This is a genomic window from Turicibacter bilis (genome assembly GCF_024499055.1).
In the GTDB taxonomy this organism is placed as follows: domain Bacteria; phylum Bacillota_I; class Bacilli_A; order MOL361; family Turicibacteraceae; genus Turicibacter; species Turicibacter bilis.
In genome coordinates this window covers 903,940-921,710 of sequence record NZ_CP071249.1, presented here as the reverse complement: position 1 = coordinate 921,710, position 17,771 = coordinate 903,940, and the positions used below count along the sequence as shown (strand labels likewise).

17 protein-coding genes are annotated in these 17,771 nt (G+C 34.7%); all 17 read left to right on the top strand.

What is annotated here, in order from left to right; genetic code table 11:
- Nucleotides 1-170 precede the first annotated feature (170 nt).
- The 17 genes from gmk (at nt 171) to pknB (ending at nt 17,727) form a co-directional block, all read left to right on the top strand.
- Nucleotides 171-794, top strand: a complete 624-nt coding sequence (gene gmk / locus J0J69_RS04280) for a guanylate kinase (protein WP_055242092.1) — start codon at nt 171-173, stop codon at nt 792-794.
- A gap of 2 nt (nt 795-796) precedes the next feature.
- Nucleotides 797-1,024 carry a DNA-directed RNA polymerase subunit omega gene (rpoZ, locus tag J0J69_RS04275; RefSeq protein ID WP_055242094.1) on the top strand — a complete coding sequence of 76 codons (228 nt, stop codon included), beginning with the start codon at nt 797-799 and terminating at the stop codon, nt 1,022-1,024.
- A 100-nt stretch (nt 1,025-1,124) separates the two neighbouring features.
- The gene (gene priA, locus J0J69_RS04270; RefSeq protein ID WP_212725684.1) at nt 1,125-3,497 is read left to right on the top strand and encodes a primosomal protein N'; all 2,373 of its coding nucleotides are present in this window, start codon (nt 1,125-1,127) and stop codon (nt 3,495-3,497) included.
- A gap of 131 nt (nt 3,498-3,628) precedes the next feature.
- Nucleotides 3,629-4,561: a methionyl-tRNA formyltransferase gene (gene fmt, locus J0J69_RS04265; RefSeq protein WP_055242099.1), complete on the top strand. Its 933-nt coding sequence runs from the start codon at nt 3,629-3,631 to the stop codon at nt 4,559-4,561.
- 27 nt (nt 4,562-4,588) lie between these two features.
- Entirely contained in the window at nt 4,589-5,146 is a 558-nt protein-coding gene (locus J0J69_RS04260; RefSeq protein ID WP_055242101.1) for a peptidylprolyl isomerase, read from the top strand.
- Nucleotides 5,147-5,717: 571 nt separating this feature from the next.
- Complete coding sequence (gene gloA2, locus J0J69_RS04255; protein WP_055242103.1) at nt 5,718-6,095, top strand: SMU1112c/YaeR family gloxylase I-like metalloprotein; 378 nt, start codon at nt 5,718-5,720, stop codon at nt 6,093-6,095.
- A gap of 134 nt (nt 6,096-6,229) precedes the next feature.
- Nucleotides 6,230-7,468 (top strand): FprA family A-type flavoprotein, encoded by a 1,239-nt coding sequence (locus J0J69_RS04250; RefSeq protein WP_212725683.1) that lies wholly within the window; start codon nt 6,230-6,232, stop codon nt 7,466-7,468.
- A gap of 100 nt (nt 7,469-7,568) precedes the next feature.
- Nucleotides 7,569-8,453, top strand: a complete 885-nt coding sequence (locus J0J69_RS04245) for a TraX family protein (RefSeq protein WP_212725682.1) — start codon at nt 7,569-7,571, stop codon at nt 8,451-8,453.
- Between the two features lie 120 nt (nt 8,454-8,573).
- Nucleotides 8,574-9,044, top strand: a complete 471-nt coding sequence (locus J0J69_RS04240; RefSeq protein WP_055242109.1) for a hypothetical protein — start codon at nt 8,574-8,576, stop codon at nt 9,042-9,044.
- 715 nt (nt 9,045-9,759) lie between these two features.
- Nucleotides 9,760-10,626 carry a CvfB family protein gene (locus J0J69_RS04235; protein WP_055274816.1) on the top strand — a complete coding sequence of 289 codons (867 nt, stop codon included), beginning with the start codon at nt 9,760-9,762 and terminating at the stop codon, nt 10,624-10,626.
- Nucleotides 10,627-10,669: 43 nt separating this feature from the next.
- Nucleotides 10,670-11,542, top strand: coding sequence for a YitT family protein (locus J0J69_RS04230; protein ID WP_212725681.1), 873 nt, complete (start codon nt 10,670-10,672; stop codon nt 11,540-11,542).
- 72 nt (nt 11,543-11,614) lie between these two features.
- A complete protein-coding gene (locus J0J69_RS04225) occupies nt 11,615-11,797 on the top strand; it encodes a sporulation protein Cse60 (RefSeq protein ID WP_055242115.1) in 183 nt (60 codons plus the stop codon).
- Nucleotides 11,798-12,008: 211 nt separating this feature from the next.
- Nucleotides 12,009-12,890: a YitT family protein gene (locus J0J69_RS04220; protein ID WP_055274818.1), complete on the top strand. Its 882-nt coding sequence runs from the start codon at nt 12,009-12,011 to the stop codon at nt 12,888-12,890.
- 179 nt (nt 12,891-13,069) lie between these two features.
- Nucleotides 13,070-14,401 (top strand): 16S rRNA (cytosine(967)-C(5))-methyltransferase RsmB, encoded by a 1,332-nt coding sequence (rsmB, locus tag J0J69_RS04215; protein WP_212724591.1) that lies wholly within the window; start codon nt 13,070-13,072, stop codon nt 14,399-14,401.
- Nucleotides 14,402-14,631: 230 nt separating this feature from the next.
- Nucleotides 14,632-15,672: a dual-specificity RNA methyltransferase RlmN gene (gene rlmN, locus J0J69_RS04210; protein WP_055242121.1), complete on the top strand. Its 1,041-nt coding sequence runs from the start codon at nt 14,632-14,634 to the stop codon at nt 15,670-15,672.
- Nucleotide 15,673: 1 nt separating this feature from the next.
- Nucleotides 15,674-16,426, top strand: coding sequence for a Stp1/IreP family PP2C-type Ser/Thr phosphatase (locus J0J69_RS04205; protein ID WP_055274823.1), 753 nt, complete (start codon nt 15,674-15,676; stop codon nt 16,424-16,426).
- Entirely contained in the window at nt 16,423-17,727 is a 1,305-nt protein-coding gene (pknB, locus tag J0J69_RS04200) for a Stk1 family PASTA domain-containing Ser/Thr kinase (RefSeq protein ID WP_082704855.1), read from the top strand. The genes J0J69_RS04205 and pknB overlap by 4 nt, the downstream gene beginning before the upstream one ends.
- Nucleotides 17,728-17,771: the final 44 nt, after the last annotated feature.

The following is a 17,771-nucleotide window of genomic DNA, read 5'->3' as shown; positions in this document are numbered from 1 at the left end:
CATAAAAATAACTGAAAAATCTCATAATAATCATACTGTGTGTATAGATATTTCTAAAATGTCTAAAATGAACTGTAAAATAATTCATGATAAATTCTGTGTCGAGCTATTTAATTTTGTTGAAATTCATGCTATTATAGTGGAATGAAAGTTTAAGGAGAAGTGAATGCATGAGATTAGTAGAAAAAGGCGTACTAATAGTCATATCAGGTCCTAGTGGTGTAGGAAAAGGAACTGTGCGCGCATCAATATTCGAACAAGAAAACCATAATTTAGAGTATTCAATTTCAATGACAACAAGAAAACCACGCGTTGGAGAAGTTCATGGTGTGGATTATTTCTTCGTTGAAAAAGAAGAATTTTTAGATAGAATTGATCAAGGTCAATTATTAGAGTGGGCTGAATTCGTTGGAAATTATTACGGAACACCGCTTGATTATGTGAAACAAAAATTAGATGAAGGAAAAGACGTTGTTCTTGAAATCGAAGTTCAAGGTGCATTACAAGTTAAAAATGTAATGCCAGATGCATGCTTCATCTTTATTGCTCCTCCTAGCATGGAAGAGCTTCGTAATCGCATTATGACTCGTGGAACAGAAGCGATGGAAGTTATTAATAAACGTATGCAAAAAGCAGAGTCTGAAATTGGACTTGCTCATGAATACGACTATATCGTTATCAATGATACGGTAGAAAATGCTCGTGATCGTATTATGGCAATCATTGAAGCTGAGCATTCACGCTCAAACCGTGTCTTAGAATATTATAATAAGAATATTGTGGAGGTTGAATAGTAATGACAGGAATGCGCTATCCATCAATCGATAAATTATTAGATAAAGTAGATTCTAAATACAAAATCGCTTACATTGCTGCAAAACGTGCACGTCAAATTGTTGACGCTGGACAATCACAATTAGATTATGTTGACGGATTACCAACAGCTAAATGTGCAAAACCAGTTGGGGTTGCTTTAGAAGAACTATTAAACGACGTTGTTGATTTCGAATTAAAAGAACAATAATGATTAAACCTTAGCGAATGCTAAGGTTTTTGTTTTTGCGTACGTTTATCAAAATATGTCGTGTGTTATAATAAAGGTAATGAATTGGGGAGGTGCCAAAGTGATTGCTGAAGTTGTTGTTGATATTAAAAATAAAGCTGTGAATAAAGTCTTTGATTATACGGTGCCAGAAGAATTAGCACATTTAATTCAACCTGGTGTTCGTGTTTTAGTTCCATTTGGACCTCGCACGATTATGGGCTTTGTTATTTCGTTAAAAGAACAGACGGAGTTACAAAATCTACGCCCGATTAAAGAACTGATTGATGTCGTTCCAGTTTTAAATGATGAGTTGCGTGAGCTTGGAATGAGTTTAAGTGAAGAAACAGGAAGTACGATGATTCAATGTTTCGAGGCGATGATTCCAAATGCCATGCGTGCAAAATATAAGAAAAAGCTTCTTTGTTTAAGTGACACGTTATCGCCAAATTTAGCGTCGCTATTTCAAAATTCACGCGTCATTGATTATGAGCAAATCCCTGCTAACCTTTTAAAAGAAGTTAAACAAGCAATTGAACATAAACAAGTTGAACTCATTTATGAAGTGAAAGATCAGCTTGGTAAAAAGATGATTAAATATATCGCACTTGTCGATCCGAAATTAGATTTATCATCATTTAATCGCGCAGCGAAGCAAAAGCAAGTGTTAGAATATTTAATAGCACAGCCGAACCCCGTTTTAAAGTCTCAACTAATGGATGAGTTACAAGTTACTCATGCCATTATGAAAACACTTGTAGATAAATCGGTCATTAAAGAAATCGAGGTAGAAGCCTATCGTGATCCATACGCAGATGTGGTGCATCAACAATCGAAGGCGTTAAAGTTAAATCAAGAACAGCAAGTTGCAGTGACTACTGTCGCTCATGCGTGCGAGGAAAATGCATGCGATATCTTTTTGTTACATGGTATTACAGGAAGTGGGAAGACAGAAGTTTATTTACAAATGATTGAAAATGTGTTGGTTAAAGGGCAACAGGCGATTATGTTAGTACCAGAGATTGCCTTGACACCACAAATTGCAGGGCGATTCAAAAGTCGCTTCCAAAATAAAGTAGCCGTTTTGCATAGTGCTTTGTCAATGGGTGAGAAGTATGATGAGTGGCGTAAGATTTTAAAACAAGAAGTACAAATTGTGGTGGGCGCACGTTCAGCAATTTTTGCTCCATTTAAAGACATCGGTATTATTATTATTGATGAGGAGCATGAGGCGACATATAAGCAGGAAGAGGCGCCACGCTATCATGCGATTGAAGTAGCTAAACAGCGTGCAATTACGCATCGATGTCCAGTTGTGTTAGGAAGTGCGACACCGTCTTTAGAATCATTTGCTCGTGCTCAAAAAGGGGTTTATCGATTATTAACGTTATCGAAGCGTGCCGTTTCTACAGCGAAGTTACCCACGGTCAAATTGATTGATATGCGTCAACATTCAACGGTCAGTGATCAAATGATTTTAAGTGATGTTTTGCAAGAGGCGATTGCAAAGCGTTTAGAGCGTCAGGAACAAGTCGTGTTACTTTTAAATCGTCGAGGTTATTCGAACTTTATGCAATGTCGCGAGTGTGGAGAAGTGGTGAATTGTCCAAATTGTGACGTCTCACTGACCTATCATAAACCAAATCAAAAATTAAAATGTCATTATTGTGGCTTTGAGTCATTCATTTTAAGACGATGTCCATCTTGTCAGAGTGAAGAGTTACGATTTTTTGGTTTAGGAACTCAAAAAGTTGAAGAATATTTACAAGATCAATTTCGGGGTGCACGTATTATGCGAATGGATGTAGATACGACATCAAAAAAAGGTTCACATCAAGAGCTCATTGCAGCCTTTGAACGAAAAGAAGCCGATATTTTAATTGGGACACAGATGGTGGGAAAAGGACTTGATTTCCCAGATGTAACCCTTGTTGGTGTCTTAGCGGCTGATTTAATGCTTCATTTATCTGATTTTAAAGCCGCTGAACGAACCTTCCAATTATTAACTCAAGTTGCAGGTCGAGCGGGTCGTCATGAACTAGAAGGGGAAGTATTTATTCAGACCTATAGTCCAGAACATTACGTCATGAAATGTGTCGTTGAGCAAAATTATCATGCATTTTATGTCGAAGAAATGAAGATGCGCCGTCGTTTTGGCTATCCACCATATTATTATTTAGCCAGTGTCATGATGAGTAGTGAAGACTATAATGATCTTATTATGGCATGCGATAAAGTGAATCAATATTTACGAAATCAACTTGGACATAGCTGTATTATTGTTGGTCCAACTATGCCGTATGTTGGGCGAATTAATCAGCGCTTTCGCATGTATTTTATGATTAAATATAAGCAGGAACCGAGGTTAAGAGCTATTTTGTCTCAGCTTTTAATGTATTTCCAAGAAGGTTCAGTGAGCTTATCACTTGATTTTTTTCCAAATCAGTTTAATTAATTAAAAAAACTTACTAAAGATGGTAGTAAAATGTCGATAGATGTGGTAATAATAATTAGAGTCTAGATTTATCGTTTAATCTCACATCCATATGCTAGATGTGATTTGAGCTACAATAGAGGAGGGACAACATGACACGTGTTGTATTTATGGGAACTCCTGACTTTTCAGTTCCTGTTTTAGAAACAATTATTAAAGAAGGTTATGAAGTCGTTGGGGTTGTCACACAACCTGATCGTCCGGTTGGACGTAAACGTATTTTAACACCAACACCAGTTAAACAAAAAGCGTTAGAGCACAACATCCCAGTGTTCCAACCTGAAAAAATTAAAGAAGATTATCAGACAGTTTTAGATTGGAATCCAGATTTAATTATTACAGCTGCCTTTGGTCAAATCATCCCGAAAATTTTATTAGATGCACCAAAGTTCGGATGTATTAATGTCCACGCTTCGTTATTACCAAAATATCGTGGTGGTGCACCGATTCATAAAGCGATTATTGATGGTGAAAAAGAAACAGGAGTTACAATCATGTACATGGATGTCAAAATGGATACAGGAGACATGATTAGTAAAGTGGTTGTTCCAATTGAGGAAAAAGATCACACAGGAAGTATGTTTGAAAAATTAAGTGTAGCTGGGGCGAAGCTTTTAGCAGAAACATTACCTAAATTATTAGCAGGTGAGATCGAGGCAATTCCTCAAAATCATGAAGAAGCGACATTTGCATGGAATATTAAGCGCGAAGATGAGCGTATTGATTGGTATAAACCAGCCAATGTTTTATATAACCAAGTTCGTGGACTTCACCCTTGGCCGGTAGCATTCACGCAATTAGATGAGTTATCAGTAAAAATTTGGTGGGCCGAACCAAATAATCATTTATATGATGCTGAACCTGGAACGATTGTGAAAGTTGAAAAGGATGGAATCGTGGTGGCATGTGGTGATCATGCCGGATTAAAGATTACAGATATTCAAATCTCAGGTAAAAAACGTATGGATGTTGCAAGCCTTTTAAATGGTTCACATCCAATTGAAGTTGGAAAGAAATTCAACTAAGAAATAATCTATAGGAGGTAGTAAGACATGGCAAAACAATATGTTGGACAAACAGAATACTCAAAAGATACGAATCCAGTGGCAACAATTGAAATGGAAAACGGTGGAGTAATGAAAATCGAATTATATCCAGAAGTAGCTCCACAGTCAGTTCGTAACTTCATCTCATTAGCAAACAAAGGATTCTACAACGGTGTTATTTTCCACCGTGTCATCCGTAGTTTCATGATTCAAGGTGGAGACCCACAAGGTTTAGGAATTGGTGGACCAGGGTACAGCATCTACGGAGAATTCAAATCAAATGGATTTGACAACCCAGTCAAACATGAACGTGGAGTTATTTCTATGGCGCGTACAAACGTTCCAAACTCAGCTGGATCACAATTCTTTATCATGCATAAAGATTCTTCACATTTAGATGGAAGCTATGCAGCCTTCGGTAAAGTGATTGAAGGAATCGATGTTGTTGATCAAATTGCTAGCGTAGAATGTAACCATTTAGATCAACCAGTCATTGGGCAAGTCATGAAATCAGTGACAGTTGATACTAAAGGTGTTGACTACGAAGAACCAAACAAATTATAATTTCTAAAAGGACTAAACGAAAGTTTAGTTCTTTTTCTATATATAAGTTGCATTAATTTTTTCATATCGTAAAAAAATTTAATTGGACTATAGGATGTCTTGATATCAATGTTTTTATGGTTTTAGTCTGAAGTAAATAATGTGAAAAACTTTTTTGTTTATATATCAGTCCCGATAAGTTTTTCACGTCGTAAAAACTTAAGCCCTGCCAATGCAGGATACATTTTCTTCGAAAATGACACGTGACCCCTGGACTATAGGATGTCTTATACCCTGCCAGTTGAGGATTAATGCTTCGCATGGTAGGTGACCGAGTATCAAAAAGCCTTAAGAACTATGTATTATTCAAAAAATTTGAAAGATATTTCGGCTTATATATAGTCACACATGAAGCTTATTTATTGAAGGTATAAGTCTTAAACTCATTAAATGTTTATCACATAGGCTAATAATAGAAACAGTAAATTTTTATGATTTATAAAAATGATGATTTCTTATTTATCATTTAAGGTAGCGTTTGTTTTTTTGGAGTAAAGCTAGTAAAATGATAGATAAAAGAGGGGGGAGATTGATGTTTAAAAATATTCATCATGTTGCGATTATTGCTTCTAATTATGAGGTATCGAAATCATTTTATGTGGATGTCTTAGGTTTTGAAGTGATTCGAGAAAATTATCGTATCGACCGTAATTCGTATAAATTAGATTTAAAAATTGGAGACAGTGAAATTGAGCTATTCTCATTTCCAAATAGTCCAAAGCGTCCATCTTATCCAGAAGCATGTGGATTAAGACACCTTTGTTTTAAAGTAGATGATATAGAAGCAGCTGTTAACATGTTAAAAGATAAAGGAATTGAGACTGAAGAGATTCGTCTAGATGAATATACTAATACAAGATTCGTCTTTTTTAGAGACCCAGATGGTCTACCACTAGAGTTACATGAGTAGAAATAAATTTAAAACATAATAATGTTTAAAATTAAAGTGCATATTATTGGGAATAAAAAGGATAGTATGTTAAACTTTAAAGGTAAAAAAACTATATAAAATACTTCGCAATTTTCTAAAGGAGAGATCAGTTAATGGAGAGTTTGAAGCTAGTTGAAAATGTTTACTGGTTAGGGATTCAAGATCACGATCTTGAAGTGTTTGACGTTGTTATGGAAACAAAATATGGAACATCATATAATTCTTATTTTGTAAAAGGAGAAGACAAGGTTGCGTTATTTGATACAGTGAAAGCGCCTTATTTTGAAGATTATCTTCAAAAAATTCAAAAACATGTTTCAATTGATGAAATCGACTATATCATCGTTCATCATACAGAGCCCGATCATGCAGGATCAATTGAAAAATTAATCAAATTAAATCCAAATATTACGGTTATTGCTTCAGCCGTAGCTATTCGTTATTTACGTAACATTGTGAATATTGATTTCAAATCACAAGTTGTAAAAATGAATGATGTATTAGATTTAGGTGGGCGTACATTAAAATTCATCTCAGCACCAAACTTACATTGGCCAGATACTATTTATAGTTATTTAGTAGAAGAAGAAATTTTATTTACATGTGACTCATTTGGTAGTCATTATGCGTTTGATGATGTATTAATGTCAAAATTACCAGTAGAAAAAAATGACGACTACATGGATGCATTATTAAACTATTATAATCCAATCTTCGCACCATTTAAAACGTATGTGTTAAAAGCAATTGCGACTCTTTCGGGATTAAATATTAAGATGATTTGCCCTGGACATGGACCGGTATTAGATGCACGCATTGAAGAAATTATGAATATCTATAAAGAATGGTCAACGGAAGACTTCTCAACAGAAAAATTAGTGGTAATTCCATTTACATCAGCTTATGGATATACAAAGATGATGGCTGATAAAGTTAAAGAAGGAATCTTAATGGTTAACCCGAATGTCACAGTTCGTTTATATGATTTAGATATTAAGAGCTTCCCAGAGGTAAAAGAACAATTATTTGCGGATTTATATGCAGCTGATGCGATTGCTATCGGAGCAACAACTGTGAATAAAGATGCAGTGCCAATTGTTTGGGATGTCTTAACAGGAATGAATCCCGTGACTCATGGTGGGAAATTTGGTGCAGCCTTCGGTTCATATGGATGGAGTGGAGAAGCGGTAGATAATGTTCATGCCCGTTTAACCCAATTAAAATTAAAAATGGTTGAACCGGTTAAGCTATGCTTTAAACCTGATGAAGAAAAATTAGCTGACGTACTAACGCTTGGAAAAACAATCGGACGTAGTTTATTAGAAGGACGTTTAGTTTGTGATTTAGATTAGTTATTTAAAAGACAGTCGATTAAGACTGTCTTTTTTATAGTGGTTATTTTGAGTGATTCATGTTATAATTTAAGAAAATTTTGGAAGAGAGGGTGCTTGAATGGAGTTAGAAAATCAGTTAGATATCAGTCAAGGTTGTGTGATTGAAAAGAAAAAAGGGTTAGATGCCTCGCAATTAAAAATAATCGCTCTAATCACCATGTTGATTGATCATATTGGTGCAATTATCATCCCTTTTTTACAAGGATATACTGAAAATATGACCACGTTTATTGCGCTTGAAGGATTGATGGTCATCATGCGTTTAGTTGGACGAATCTCATTTCTAATTTTTGCTTTTTTGATTGTCAATGGGTTCTACCACACGAGTAATCGGAAAAAATATTTATTAAGATTAAGTATTTTTGCTTTGATTTCTGAGCCATTTTTTGATGTTGCTATTTCAGGGAGATGGTTAGAATTCACTCACCAAAATGTCTTTTTCACCTTGGCTTTAGGTTTATTAGCCATTTGGGGATATGATAATATCTCTAAAGATCAAGGATTTAAATTTATAGGGGGATTATTTATTATTCTCATAGGCTTAATGGCTGCAAATTTAAGAACAGACTATGACCTTTATGGAATTCTCACCATTTTTATGATGTATCTCTTTTTTGAAAATAAAACTCGTATGAGTATTATGCTGGTTGTCCTTAATTTATTATTATATGGTCAATCGATTGGCATGTGGTCCTCTGTTTCATCTTTTATTCATGATGGATATGGCTTTGTGACGACCGATGGGTTGGGAATGATTCTACAAGTTTTAGTGTATTTACAGTGTGTTGCTCAATTGTTCTGTCTTGCTGCCTTATGGCCAATTTCGAAATACAATGGAGAGAAAGGATCAATAAAGCTGAATAAATATTTCTTTTATGCTTTTTATCCTCTTCACCTTTTTATTTTAAGTTTAATGATTGTTATTTTGAAGAATATATTATAACTCATTAGCGAAGGCTGGTGAGTTTTTTTGATATAAGATTTTTATTCATGTAAAATAGTGTATTTTTTACTAAAAATATATTATAATTTACTTAAGTTTTAGTAAAGGGTGGTGTTGGTTATGGCGAGAATGAATATTAAAAAGGCATATAAGAAAAATTTCATGTTAGCAAAAGTGTTATATGAGGATGGCTTTTTTGCCTCTTATCATGTCTCGAAACACTTAAAAAATTTATTACGTATCCGTTCAATTTTATTGTCATTAGGTTCAGAGTGGCAACAATATGGTTATTTAGAAGCTTCATTGTATAAAAAACTTGAGGATTTACAGCATCATACACAAAAAAGTTTAAAACAATCAACCATGAGTATTAAAGAGTGGGAAGCAAAAGTGTATGAATTAGAAGCTCATGTGGAACGATTACCACTTAAGACTGGAAATGAACAGTTATTTTTATATCTTCAAAAGTTAAAAAGTTTAACGGTTGATTTAAATGATAAATTATTAACGTATCATCGCCGTTATGAGCGAGTTGAAGCTGATTTATTATTTATTATGGAACAAGTTGAAAAGGAAGACTTCGTTGCTTAATTTGAAAGAGAAAAAAAGCCTTAAGAACCCTTTAGGAGTTTCTAAGGCTTTTAATATGAGCAGATTAACGTTCATCCGAATCGCTATAAACATAAAATGAATGTTGCAAAGTCATACAGTTTTCATGACTTTATGCTTCGATATATAAGTCCAGATAAGTTTTTTACATTGTAAAAAATTTTAAATCCCTAGCAGTTGAGGATTAGATTGTCTTCGACAATCTGCCAGGTGACCCATTCCCTAGCAATGGTGGATTGTTTCACAAGTGAAGCTGCTAGGTGACCCCTGGACGATAGTCTGCCTTGCATTCCCTACCAATGGAGGAAACATGCTTCGCATGGCAGGTGACTCACGGTATGACTATCATATATTTGAGTTGCTATATTAAATGTAGAAAAGGTTTCTGTTTCTATATAGATTTGTCATCGTGTTTGAATGAGTAGAAATCTTTGGTTTTAGTTAGGTAGGGTTGATCTTTTATTTTTTCCTGCTCATGACGGTAAATGTTTTTTTAAAAATGAATATTTAATGAGTAGATGTTCAAATTTAAAAAATAAGAAAAAGATGGATTGATTTAAGTAACGTCGGTGATAATAAAATTATATGTGATTTGATACATAAAACGATTAAATAGAGTGAAAAAGCAATTTCCACTTTTCACGAATTTTGGTGCATGTTATAATATATTGACTTTAAAAGGAAAGTAAGTGATGAAATGTTAGCAGGAAAATTTCATGAAATGAAAGTGGAGCGTCAGACGCCACTTGGTTATACATTAATGCTAGATGGTGAAGAGTTCTTCTTACATCAAGCAGAAGTAACGCATCCTATCGAAGTTGGAGAAACAATCGAAGTCTTCGTTTATTATGATGCAAAAAAACGTTTAACAGCAACGATGCAAGAGCCAGCAGTGACAACAGAAGAATTCGGTTGGGTTGAAGTAGTAGATGTGCGTAAAGATTTAGGAGTTTTTGTTGATATCGGAATTAACAAAAACATTTTAATCGCACCATCAGACTTACCAATTTTCGAATCATTATGGCCACAAGTCGGAGATTATGTGTATTGTTATTTAAAAGAATCACAATCAAACTACTTATTTGCAATCTTAGCTCGCCCACAAGAGTTTGGCGGAGTTAAAGAGGAGGCGCCACAATCATTACATGGTAAAAAGGTAAAAGCGCGTGTAATTCGTACAGGTAAAATCGGAACAAACGTCATTACAGAAGAAGGATACATGGGATTCATTCATGAAAGTGAACGTCGTGAAGAACCACGTCTTGGAGAAGTAGTTGAGGGACGTGTCGTACGTGTAAAAGATAATGGTGAATTTAATATGTCATTAATTCCACAAAAGGAATTTGCGATTGTGGAAGACTCAGACATTATTTTAGAATATTTAATGGGACGTCGTGGGGCGATGCCGTTTTATGATAAATCAGAACCAGACGATATTCGTCGTGTCTTTAAAATGAGTAAGGCCTCATTTAAGCGTGCATTAGGGCGTTTAATGAAAGAGGGAAAAGTTTATCAAGAAGATGGATGGACTTATTTAAAAGAAGACACAGATTCAAACGAATAAGTCTAATTATTCATCAGGACATCAGAGAAGGAGTGTGGAACAGATGAATATTTTAAAAAATGAACAAGTTTCAATTAAACTGAAGAACTTAGGGATTATGATTATAGGGGTATTTTTATATGTGTTAGCGATGAATATGTTTATTTCGCCTGCTAATCTATATACAGGTGGAGTGACAGGGATTGCGCAGTTAATAATAGCCTTTGCTTCTTCTGCATTTGGGATTCATTTAAGTTTAGGTGGATTAATTTTCTTATTGAATGTGCCACTTTTATATTTAGCGTGGCGTTCAATTGGAAAACGATTTGCTGTCTTAAGTATTTTAACAGTTGTGTTGCAATCCATCATTTTAGAATTAGTTCCCATGGGAAAATTCTCTGATGATATTTTACTAAACGCTGTATTTGGTGGGGTGTTAATCGGTGTTGGTGTAGGAATGATTTTAAAAATTGGTGCATCAACTGGGGGAACAGATATTGTCTCACAATACATCTCAATGAAGTTTAATGGTTCTTTTGGAAAGTACTCATTTGGTATTAATGCAGTTATTATTTTATTAGCTGGAATTACACAAGGATGGGAAACAGCCTTATATACTATTATTTCAATTTACATTACGTCCGTCGTCGTGGATAGAATTCATACGATTCATCAAAATTTGACATTATATATCGTAACGAGTAAAGAAGATGAAATGATTGATGCGATTCAAAAACAACTTTATCGAGGAATTACGGTTTTAGAAGGCCGTGGTGCTTATACAAAGAATAATAAAAGTGTGTTGATGATAGTATTATCAAGTTATGAGTTATATGAAGCATTAGCGGTTATTAAAATGGTTGATGATCATGCTTTCACAAACGTCGTGCGTAGTGAGATGGTTCAAGGTCACTTTGTTAGAAAAGAAATTAAATAGATTTCTGTTTTTTGACAAAAATTCAAAGCTTCGAATGGTATTCTGTCTTTAATGTGATAGGAGGGAGACAGAATGTCGGTTCAAGTGAAATGTTTTGATGAAGAACATGAGCTAGATTTAGAAAGTGTCGTCAATGAATTTTTAAAAACATTACCTTATCAATCGGTCATAGATATTAAATACTCTATCTCTCACTTCAGTGATACAGAGGGACAGGTTTATAGTTATTCGGCTATGATTATTTATGAAGCATAGACAAAAAGTACCTTTTTTTAGGTGCTTTTTTTCATGGAATAATTACCTCTAAAATCATGGGATAAATTGTATGTGGATGTACACAAAATAGTAACAATTTTTTCGTTTCCTGTCGGGAGAAAACATGTTATAATTTCTCAAGAATTAAATCAAAGATTCCGTTTTAATAGAGAGAAAGCTGCATGAAAAACGGAAGTGGAGGAATTTAGTAATGGGTATTATTAAGGCAGAACATTTGAAAAAAGAATTTAAAAGTTTAGCAATGATTTCGGTTGGGATTTTACTATTCTCCATTGGAATTAACTGGTTTATCAATCCATCGGGGTTATATGTAGGTGGGGTCACAGGGATTTCTCAGTTAATTAGTCGATTCCTTTATAGTGCATGGGGGATTAAGATTAATCTTGGAATGCTTATTTGGTCAATTAACATCCCGTTATTACTAATTTCATATAAGTTTATTGGGAAACGTTTCACCTATCATACGCTATATACGGTAACACTGATGACGTTAGGTTTAAATATTGTTCCAGAAATTTCTTTTTCTGATGATGTGTTATTAAATATCGTTGTTGGTGGAATGATTTATGCTTTAGGTAGTGGAACGATCTTAAAGTATGGCGGTTCAACGGGAGGACTTGATATTTTATCACAAATTTTATCCATGAGAACGCAAGGGTCATTTGGTCAATACTCATTTGCTGTAAACTGTGTGATTATTGCAATTGCAGGATGTGTTGATGGATGGGAAATTGCATTATATACGATTTTATTAATCTTTGTTCAAATGCAAATTATTGACCGTATTCATACTCCACATCAAAGCTATACAGTGTTTATTGTCACAAATAAGCAAGATGAGGTGATTTCAACTTTACAAAGTCGATTAGGTCGTGGGATTACTATTATTAATGCGGAGGGAGCTTACACGCATCAAAATCGTAGTTTATTAATGATGGTTGTTTCAAGCTATGAATTATATATTGCTTTACAATTATTAAATGAGGTCGATCCAAACTCGTTTACGAACGTCTTACAAAGTTCACAAGTTCAAGGGAACTTCGGGCGTAAAATTGTTGATAAAACACAATAATCAAAAAGTTGCTTCTAATTTAGAAGCAACTTTTTTAAAATTTCTCAATCAATGAGGAAAGACTGATGAATTTAGGGGAGAATTGTGTGAAATGACAGATGAAAGTAGGCAGATTATGTTATAATATAAAATGACATCACTATACATACATCAGGTAAACAGGAGAACGGAGTGGTATTATGGCAAATGCCCGCGAATTGGCATTGCAGACGTTAACCGATATTTTAATAGATGGAGCTTATAGTAATCATGCTTTAAGTGAACAAATTGAAAAAAATGAGTTAACAGTTCAAGATAAAAATTTCATGACTGAATTGGTTTATGGAACATTACAACATGAACAGTTATTGAATTTTTATGTGACACCCTTCTTTAACGGAAAAGTCAAAGCATGGGTTCGTATTTTAATTCAAATGACCCTATATCAAATGTTATTTTTAGATAGTGTCCCAGAACACGCAGCAATCTCTGAAGCGGTTAAGATTGCTAAAAAACGTGGAGGGCAATTTAATGGCAAATTAGTGAATGCTATTTTACGTGAAATGACACGTACCCCATTGCCAAGTCTTGATACGATTAAAGATGAGGCGGAGCGTTTGGCGGTTGAAACGTCACATCCACTTTGGTTGATTAAATTGTGGAGTAAGCAATTCGGTTGGGAAAAAACGATTCAGATGGCTCGTGCTAATAATGAGCGTGTCAATGTGACGATTCGTGTCAATGGTGTTCGTGGAACACGTGAAGAATTAAAGCAAAAACTTGAATCGGAAGGCATCACATGTGAGTATGGTAATTTGAGCCAAGATGCACTACTTATTTTAAAAGGTAATGTGATTAAGACGAAGGCTTTTGAGCAAGGATGGTTCTATGTTCAAGATGAATCGTCAATGCTAGTCGCACGTGCGTTAAAACCAAAACATCATTCGAAAGTATTAGATACATGCTCAGCACCTGGTGGAAAAACGACACATGTAGCAGAGTTAATGCGTCAAACAGGAACGGTTTATGCCCATGACGTTTATGAGCATAAAATTAAATTAATCAAAGATAATGTGAAACGTTTAGGGTTAACAAACGTCGTAGCGACATTGCAAGATGCAACAACTTTAAATGAACGTTATGAGTCAGATAGCTTTGATGCCGTTTTAGTTGATGCTCCATGTTCAGGATTAGGTATTTTAAGACGTCATCCAGAAGTTAAAATTACGAAACAACCTTCGGATTTAGATGAAATCATGATGATTCAAAAGAAAATTTTAAATACAGTTGCCCCATTAGTTAAAGTAGGGGGAACACTGGTTTATAGTACATGTACCGTAAATCGTAAAGAAAATGACAAAATGGTTGAGCAATTCCTAGCACAACATCCAGAATATGAACTCGATCCAACATTAGTCAATCGACTTCCAGAGGTTTTACACGAGCAAACGAAAAATGGAATGGTTCAATTATTCCCAGGTGATTATCAAACAGATGGTTTCTTTATTGCTTGCTTAAAGCGCCAAGCTTAATTTCAGAAATGATTGCATGAGAATCTGTGTTTTAGCAGGATAATATATAGAAGAAACAGTCGTTTTTTTACATCGGTAAACGTGATTATTTCTGGCGTTAGCCTTAGTTTAGGATAGTTTAAGACTATAACTTTGAGTTAGGCAATGTAAATGATTGATCTGTTTCTATATAGATAGATGACTGACACAGCAATGACTTTAACGAATTTAGTAGAAATGGTGGTGCTAATATGGAGTTTAAATCCATTTTTAGTTTAAATATTGAAGATTGGCAGAATTGGTTAGTAGCCAATAACCAACCAAAGTTTCGTGCGAAACAAATTTTTGATTGGTTATATAAAAAACGTGTGCCATCAATTGATGAGATGAGTAATTTACCGAAAGATTTAAAACATTTATTAAGTGAAACATTTGATTTCACAACCTTATCAGAACGTAAAAAACAAATCGCAAGTGATGGAACAACAAAGTTTTTATTTGAATTAGCAGATGGAAACTTAATTGAAACGGTGTTAATGCGTCACAACTATGGTTATTCTGTTTGTGTGACGACACAAGTTGGGTGCCGCATTGGATGTAAGTTCTGTGCTTCTACCTTAAGCGGCTTAAAACGTAATTTAGAGGCAGGGGAAATTGTAGCACAAGTTTTACGTGTTCAACAATACTTAGATGAAACAGAAGGTCGTGTTAGTCATATTGTTGTGATGGGAATTGGAGAACCATTTGAAAATTATGATAATTTAACTCGATTCATTAATATTATTAATGATGATAAAGGGTTAAATATTGGAGCACGTCATATTACTGTTTCAACAAGTGGGATTGTTCCGAAAATTTATGATTTTGCCGAGCATCATCCTCAAGTTTCATTTGCGATTTCATTACATGCACCAACCGATGAATTGCGTACGCAATTAATGCCAATTAACCGTGCTTATCCATTAGAAAAGTTAATGGAAGCGGCGAAGTTTTATGTAAATAAAACACATCGTCGTATCACTTTTGAATATGGATTAATTAAAAATGTCAATGATACAGTAGAATGTGCAACAAAATTAGCGGACTTATTAAAAGGAATGAATTGTCACGTCAATTTAATTCCGGTGAATTATGTACCGGAACGTGGGTTTGATCGTACACCAATTGAACATATTGAACAATTTGAGAAGACATTAAAAAAACGTGGGATTAATGCAACTGTTCGACGCGAGTTAGGAAGTGACATCGACGCGGCTTGTGGACAGTTAAGAGCTAAAGAGGGGGCTTTATAGAATGTTTGACCAGATGTGTTATAAGACTGATGTCGGAAAAATCCGACCACATAACGAAGATGCTGTTAAAATTTATAAAAATCAACATTGCTCAATTATTGTAGTAGCCGATGGCATGGGAGGGCATGAAGCGGGAGAAGTCGCAAGTGCCATGGTATTAAAAACAATCGAGCAATACTTTAATGAGGACTTAACATTTGATGACTCAGAAATATTGAGAAAATGGTTAAAGAAGATTTTACATCAAGTAAATCAAGATATCTTGACGTATATTGAAGATCATCATATCTCACATGGAATGGGAACGACAGCTATTGTAACTGTGATGACTAAGTCTTTTATCGCATTTGCACATATTGGGGATAGTCGAGCTTATCTTTTATCCCATCACCAATTAAGACAGATTACAAAGGATCATACCTTCGTTCGTAAACTAGTCGAAGAAGGAAAACTATCTGAACAAGAAGCAAAAAATCATCCACATCGTAATATTATTATGAATGCTCTTGGGGTGAATAAAGAATTGAAATTTGATTATCTTGTGTTAGAGCATTATCAATTAGATGCCATCTTACTTTGTACAGACGGGTTAACATCGATGGTAGATGATCAAGAGATTCTTGCTATTTTAAGCAAACAAACGTCAACAGAAGAAAAAGTAAATTTACTGATTGAAGTGGCGAATCGTAATGGAGGAAAAGATAATATATCAGTGGCTTTATGCGAACGCCTCGAAGGGAGTGACTCTTTATGATTATCGGAACAACGATTAATTCGCGCTATGACATTAAGATGCTAATTGGTGATGGTGGAATGGCTAATGTTTATTTAGCGTATGACCGTACACTAAAACGACATGTAGCGATTAAAATGTTACGATATGAGCTTTCGAAAGATGAACGTTTCATTAAACGATTTAAACGTGAATCAGCACAAGTGATTAATTTGGATCATCCGAACATCGTTCATGTTTATACAGTTGGTGATTATAAGCAACAGCCGTTTATTGTCATGGAATATGTTAAAGGAAAAACATTGAAAGATTATTTACGTGAACATGGAGCGTTAGAACCTCAAACAGTGATTCATATTATGACACAATTAGCTGAGGGGGTTTTATATGCTCATCAAAACAATATCATTCATCGCGATCTTAAATCGCAAAATATTATGATTACTGATGATCAAGTTGTAAAAATTACTGATTTCGGAATTGCTCTTTCAAGTAATGAGGCAGATATGACACAAACGAACACGATTATGGGTTCGGTTCATTATTTAGCACCGGAATTAGCACGTGGAAATTTAGCAACTGAGCGCTCAGATATTTATGCGTTAGGAATTATTTTATATGAATTATTAACGGGAGATGTGCCTTTTAAAGGAGAAGGTGCGGTTAATATTGCCCTTCAACATTTAGAAGCAGAAATGCCTTCAATCAAGCTAGTCAAAGAGGAATTACCGAATAGTTTAGATAACATTATTAGTCGTTGTACCTGCAAGCTACCAAGCGATCGATACCACAGTGTTGATGAATTATTAATTGATTTAAACTCAGCGTTAACAACTGAGCGTGTCGATGAGCCTCTTCTAAGTGAAAGTATAAAAGATGAGGCACTTGAAAAAACGATGGTGATGTCTGACCTGAAGAAGGAGGTATCAGAAGAAATGGCTAAGAAATCAAAGAAAAAGCGTAAAGGACGAAAAGGAAAGAAATTTGACTTTTTAAACTCAGCTTTATTAGTCTCTTTCACTGTTTTCTTAATTTGTGCCATCACGCTTTATTATGTCATTATCTATCGACCTGCAACTCATAAAGTCGCTGAAGTTTATGTTCCAGATGTTTCAACGATGACAGTGACAGAGGCAGAAAAGGAATTAAAAGACATCGGACTTAAATATGCAAAAGTCATTTATATTGAAGATGAGAATTATGAAGATGGTGATGTATTTAAAACATCACCGGCTATCGGAACACGCGTAAAAGTGAAGTCTAGTGTTACGTTATATGTCGCAAAGACTCCAGAAAAATCATCTTCAACGAGACAAGAATAATAGACAATAAAGAAAATGATGAGTGAACCTGATCATTTAGTAGG

Bases quoted from the DNA above. Each gene is read 5' to 3' on its own strand.
- J0J69_RS04230 (WP_212725681.1), top strand. From the start codon at position 10,670: ATGAATATTTTAAAAAATGAACAAGTTTCAATTAAACTGAAGAACTTA.
- J0J69_RS04245 (WP_212725682.1), top strand. From the start codon at position 7,569: ATGGAGTTAGAAAATCAGTTAGATATCAGTCAAGGTTGTGTGATTGAA.
- rsmB (WP_212724591.1), top strand. From the start codon at position 13,070: ATGGCAAATGCCCGCGAATTGGCATTGCAGACGTTAACCGATATTTTA.
- J0J69_RS04240 (WP_055242109.1), top strand. From the start codon at position 8,574: ATGGCGAGAATGAATATTAAAAAGGCATATAAGAAAAATTTCATGTTA.
- J0J69_RS04220 (WP_055274818.1), top strand. From the start codon at position 12,009: ATGGGTATTATTAAGGCAGAACATTTGAAAAAAGAATTTAAAAGTTTA.
- J0J69_RS04225 (WP_055242115.1), top strand. From the start codon at position 11,615: ATGTCGGTTCAAGTGAAATGTTTTGATGAAGAACATGAGCTAGATTTA.
- J0J69_RS04205 (WP_055274823.1), top strand. From the start codon at position 15,674: ATGTTTGACCAGATGTGTTATAAGACTGATGTCGGAAAAATCCGACCA.
- J0J69_RS04235 (WP_055274816.1), top strand. From the start codon at position 9,760: ATGTTAGCAGGAAAATTTCATGAAATGAAAGTGGAGCGTCAGACGCCA.
- rlmN (WP_055242121.1), top strand. From the start codon at position 14,632: ATGGAGTTTAAATCCATTTTTAGTTTAAATATTGAAGATTGGCAGAAT.
- J0J69_RS04260 (WP_055242101.1), top strand. From the start codon at position 4,589: ATGGCAAAACAATATGTTGGACAAACAGAATACTCAAAAGATACGAAT.
- rpoZ (WP_055242094.1), top strand. From the start codon at position 797: ATGACAGGAATGCGCTATCCATCAATCGATAAATTATTAGATAAAGTA.
- gmk (WP_055242092.1), top strand. From the start codon at position 171: ATGAGATTAGTAGAAAAAGGCGTACTAATAGTCATATCAGGTCCTAGT.
- J0J69_RS04250 (WP_212725683.1), top strand. From the start codon at position 6,230: ATGGAGAGTTTGAAGCTAGTTGAAAATGTTTACTGGTTAGGGATTCAA.
- gloA2 (WP_055242103.1), top strand. From the start codon at position 5,718: ATGTTTAAAAATATTCATCATGTTGCGATTATTGCTTCTAATTATGAG.
- pknB (WP_082704855.1), top strand. From the start codon at position 16,423: ATGATTATCGGAACAACGATTAATTCGCGCTATGACATTAAGATGCTA.
- fmt (WP_055242099.1), top strand. From the start codon at position 3,629: ATGACACGTGTTGTATTTATGGGAACTCCTGACTTTTCAGTTCCTGTT.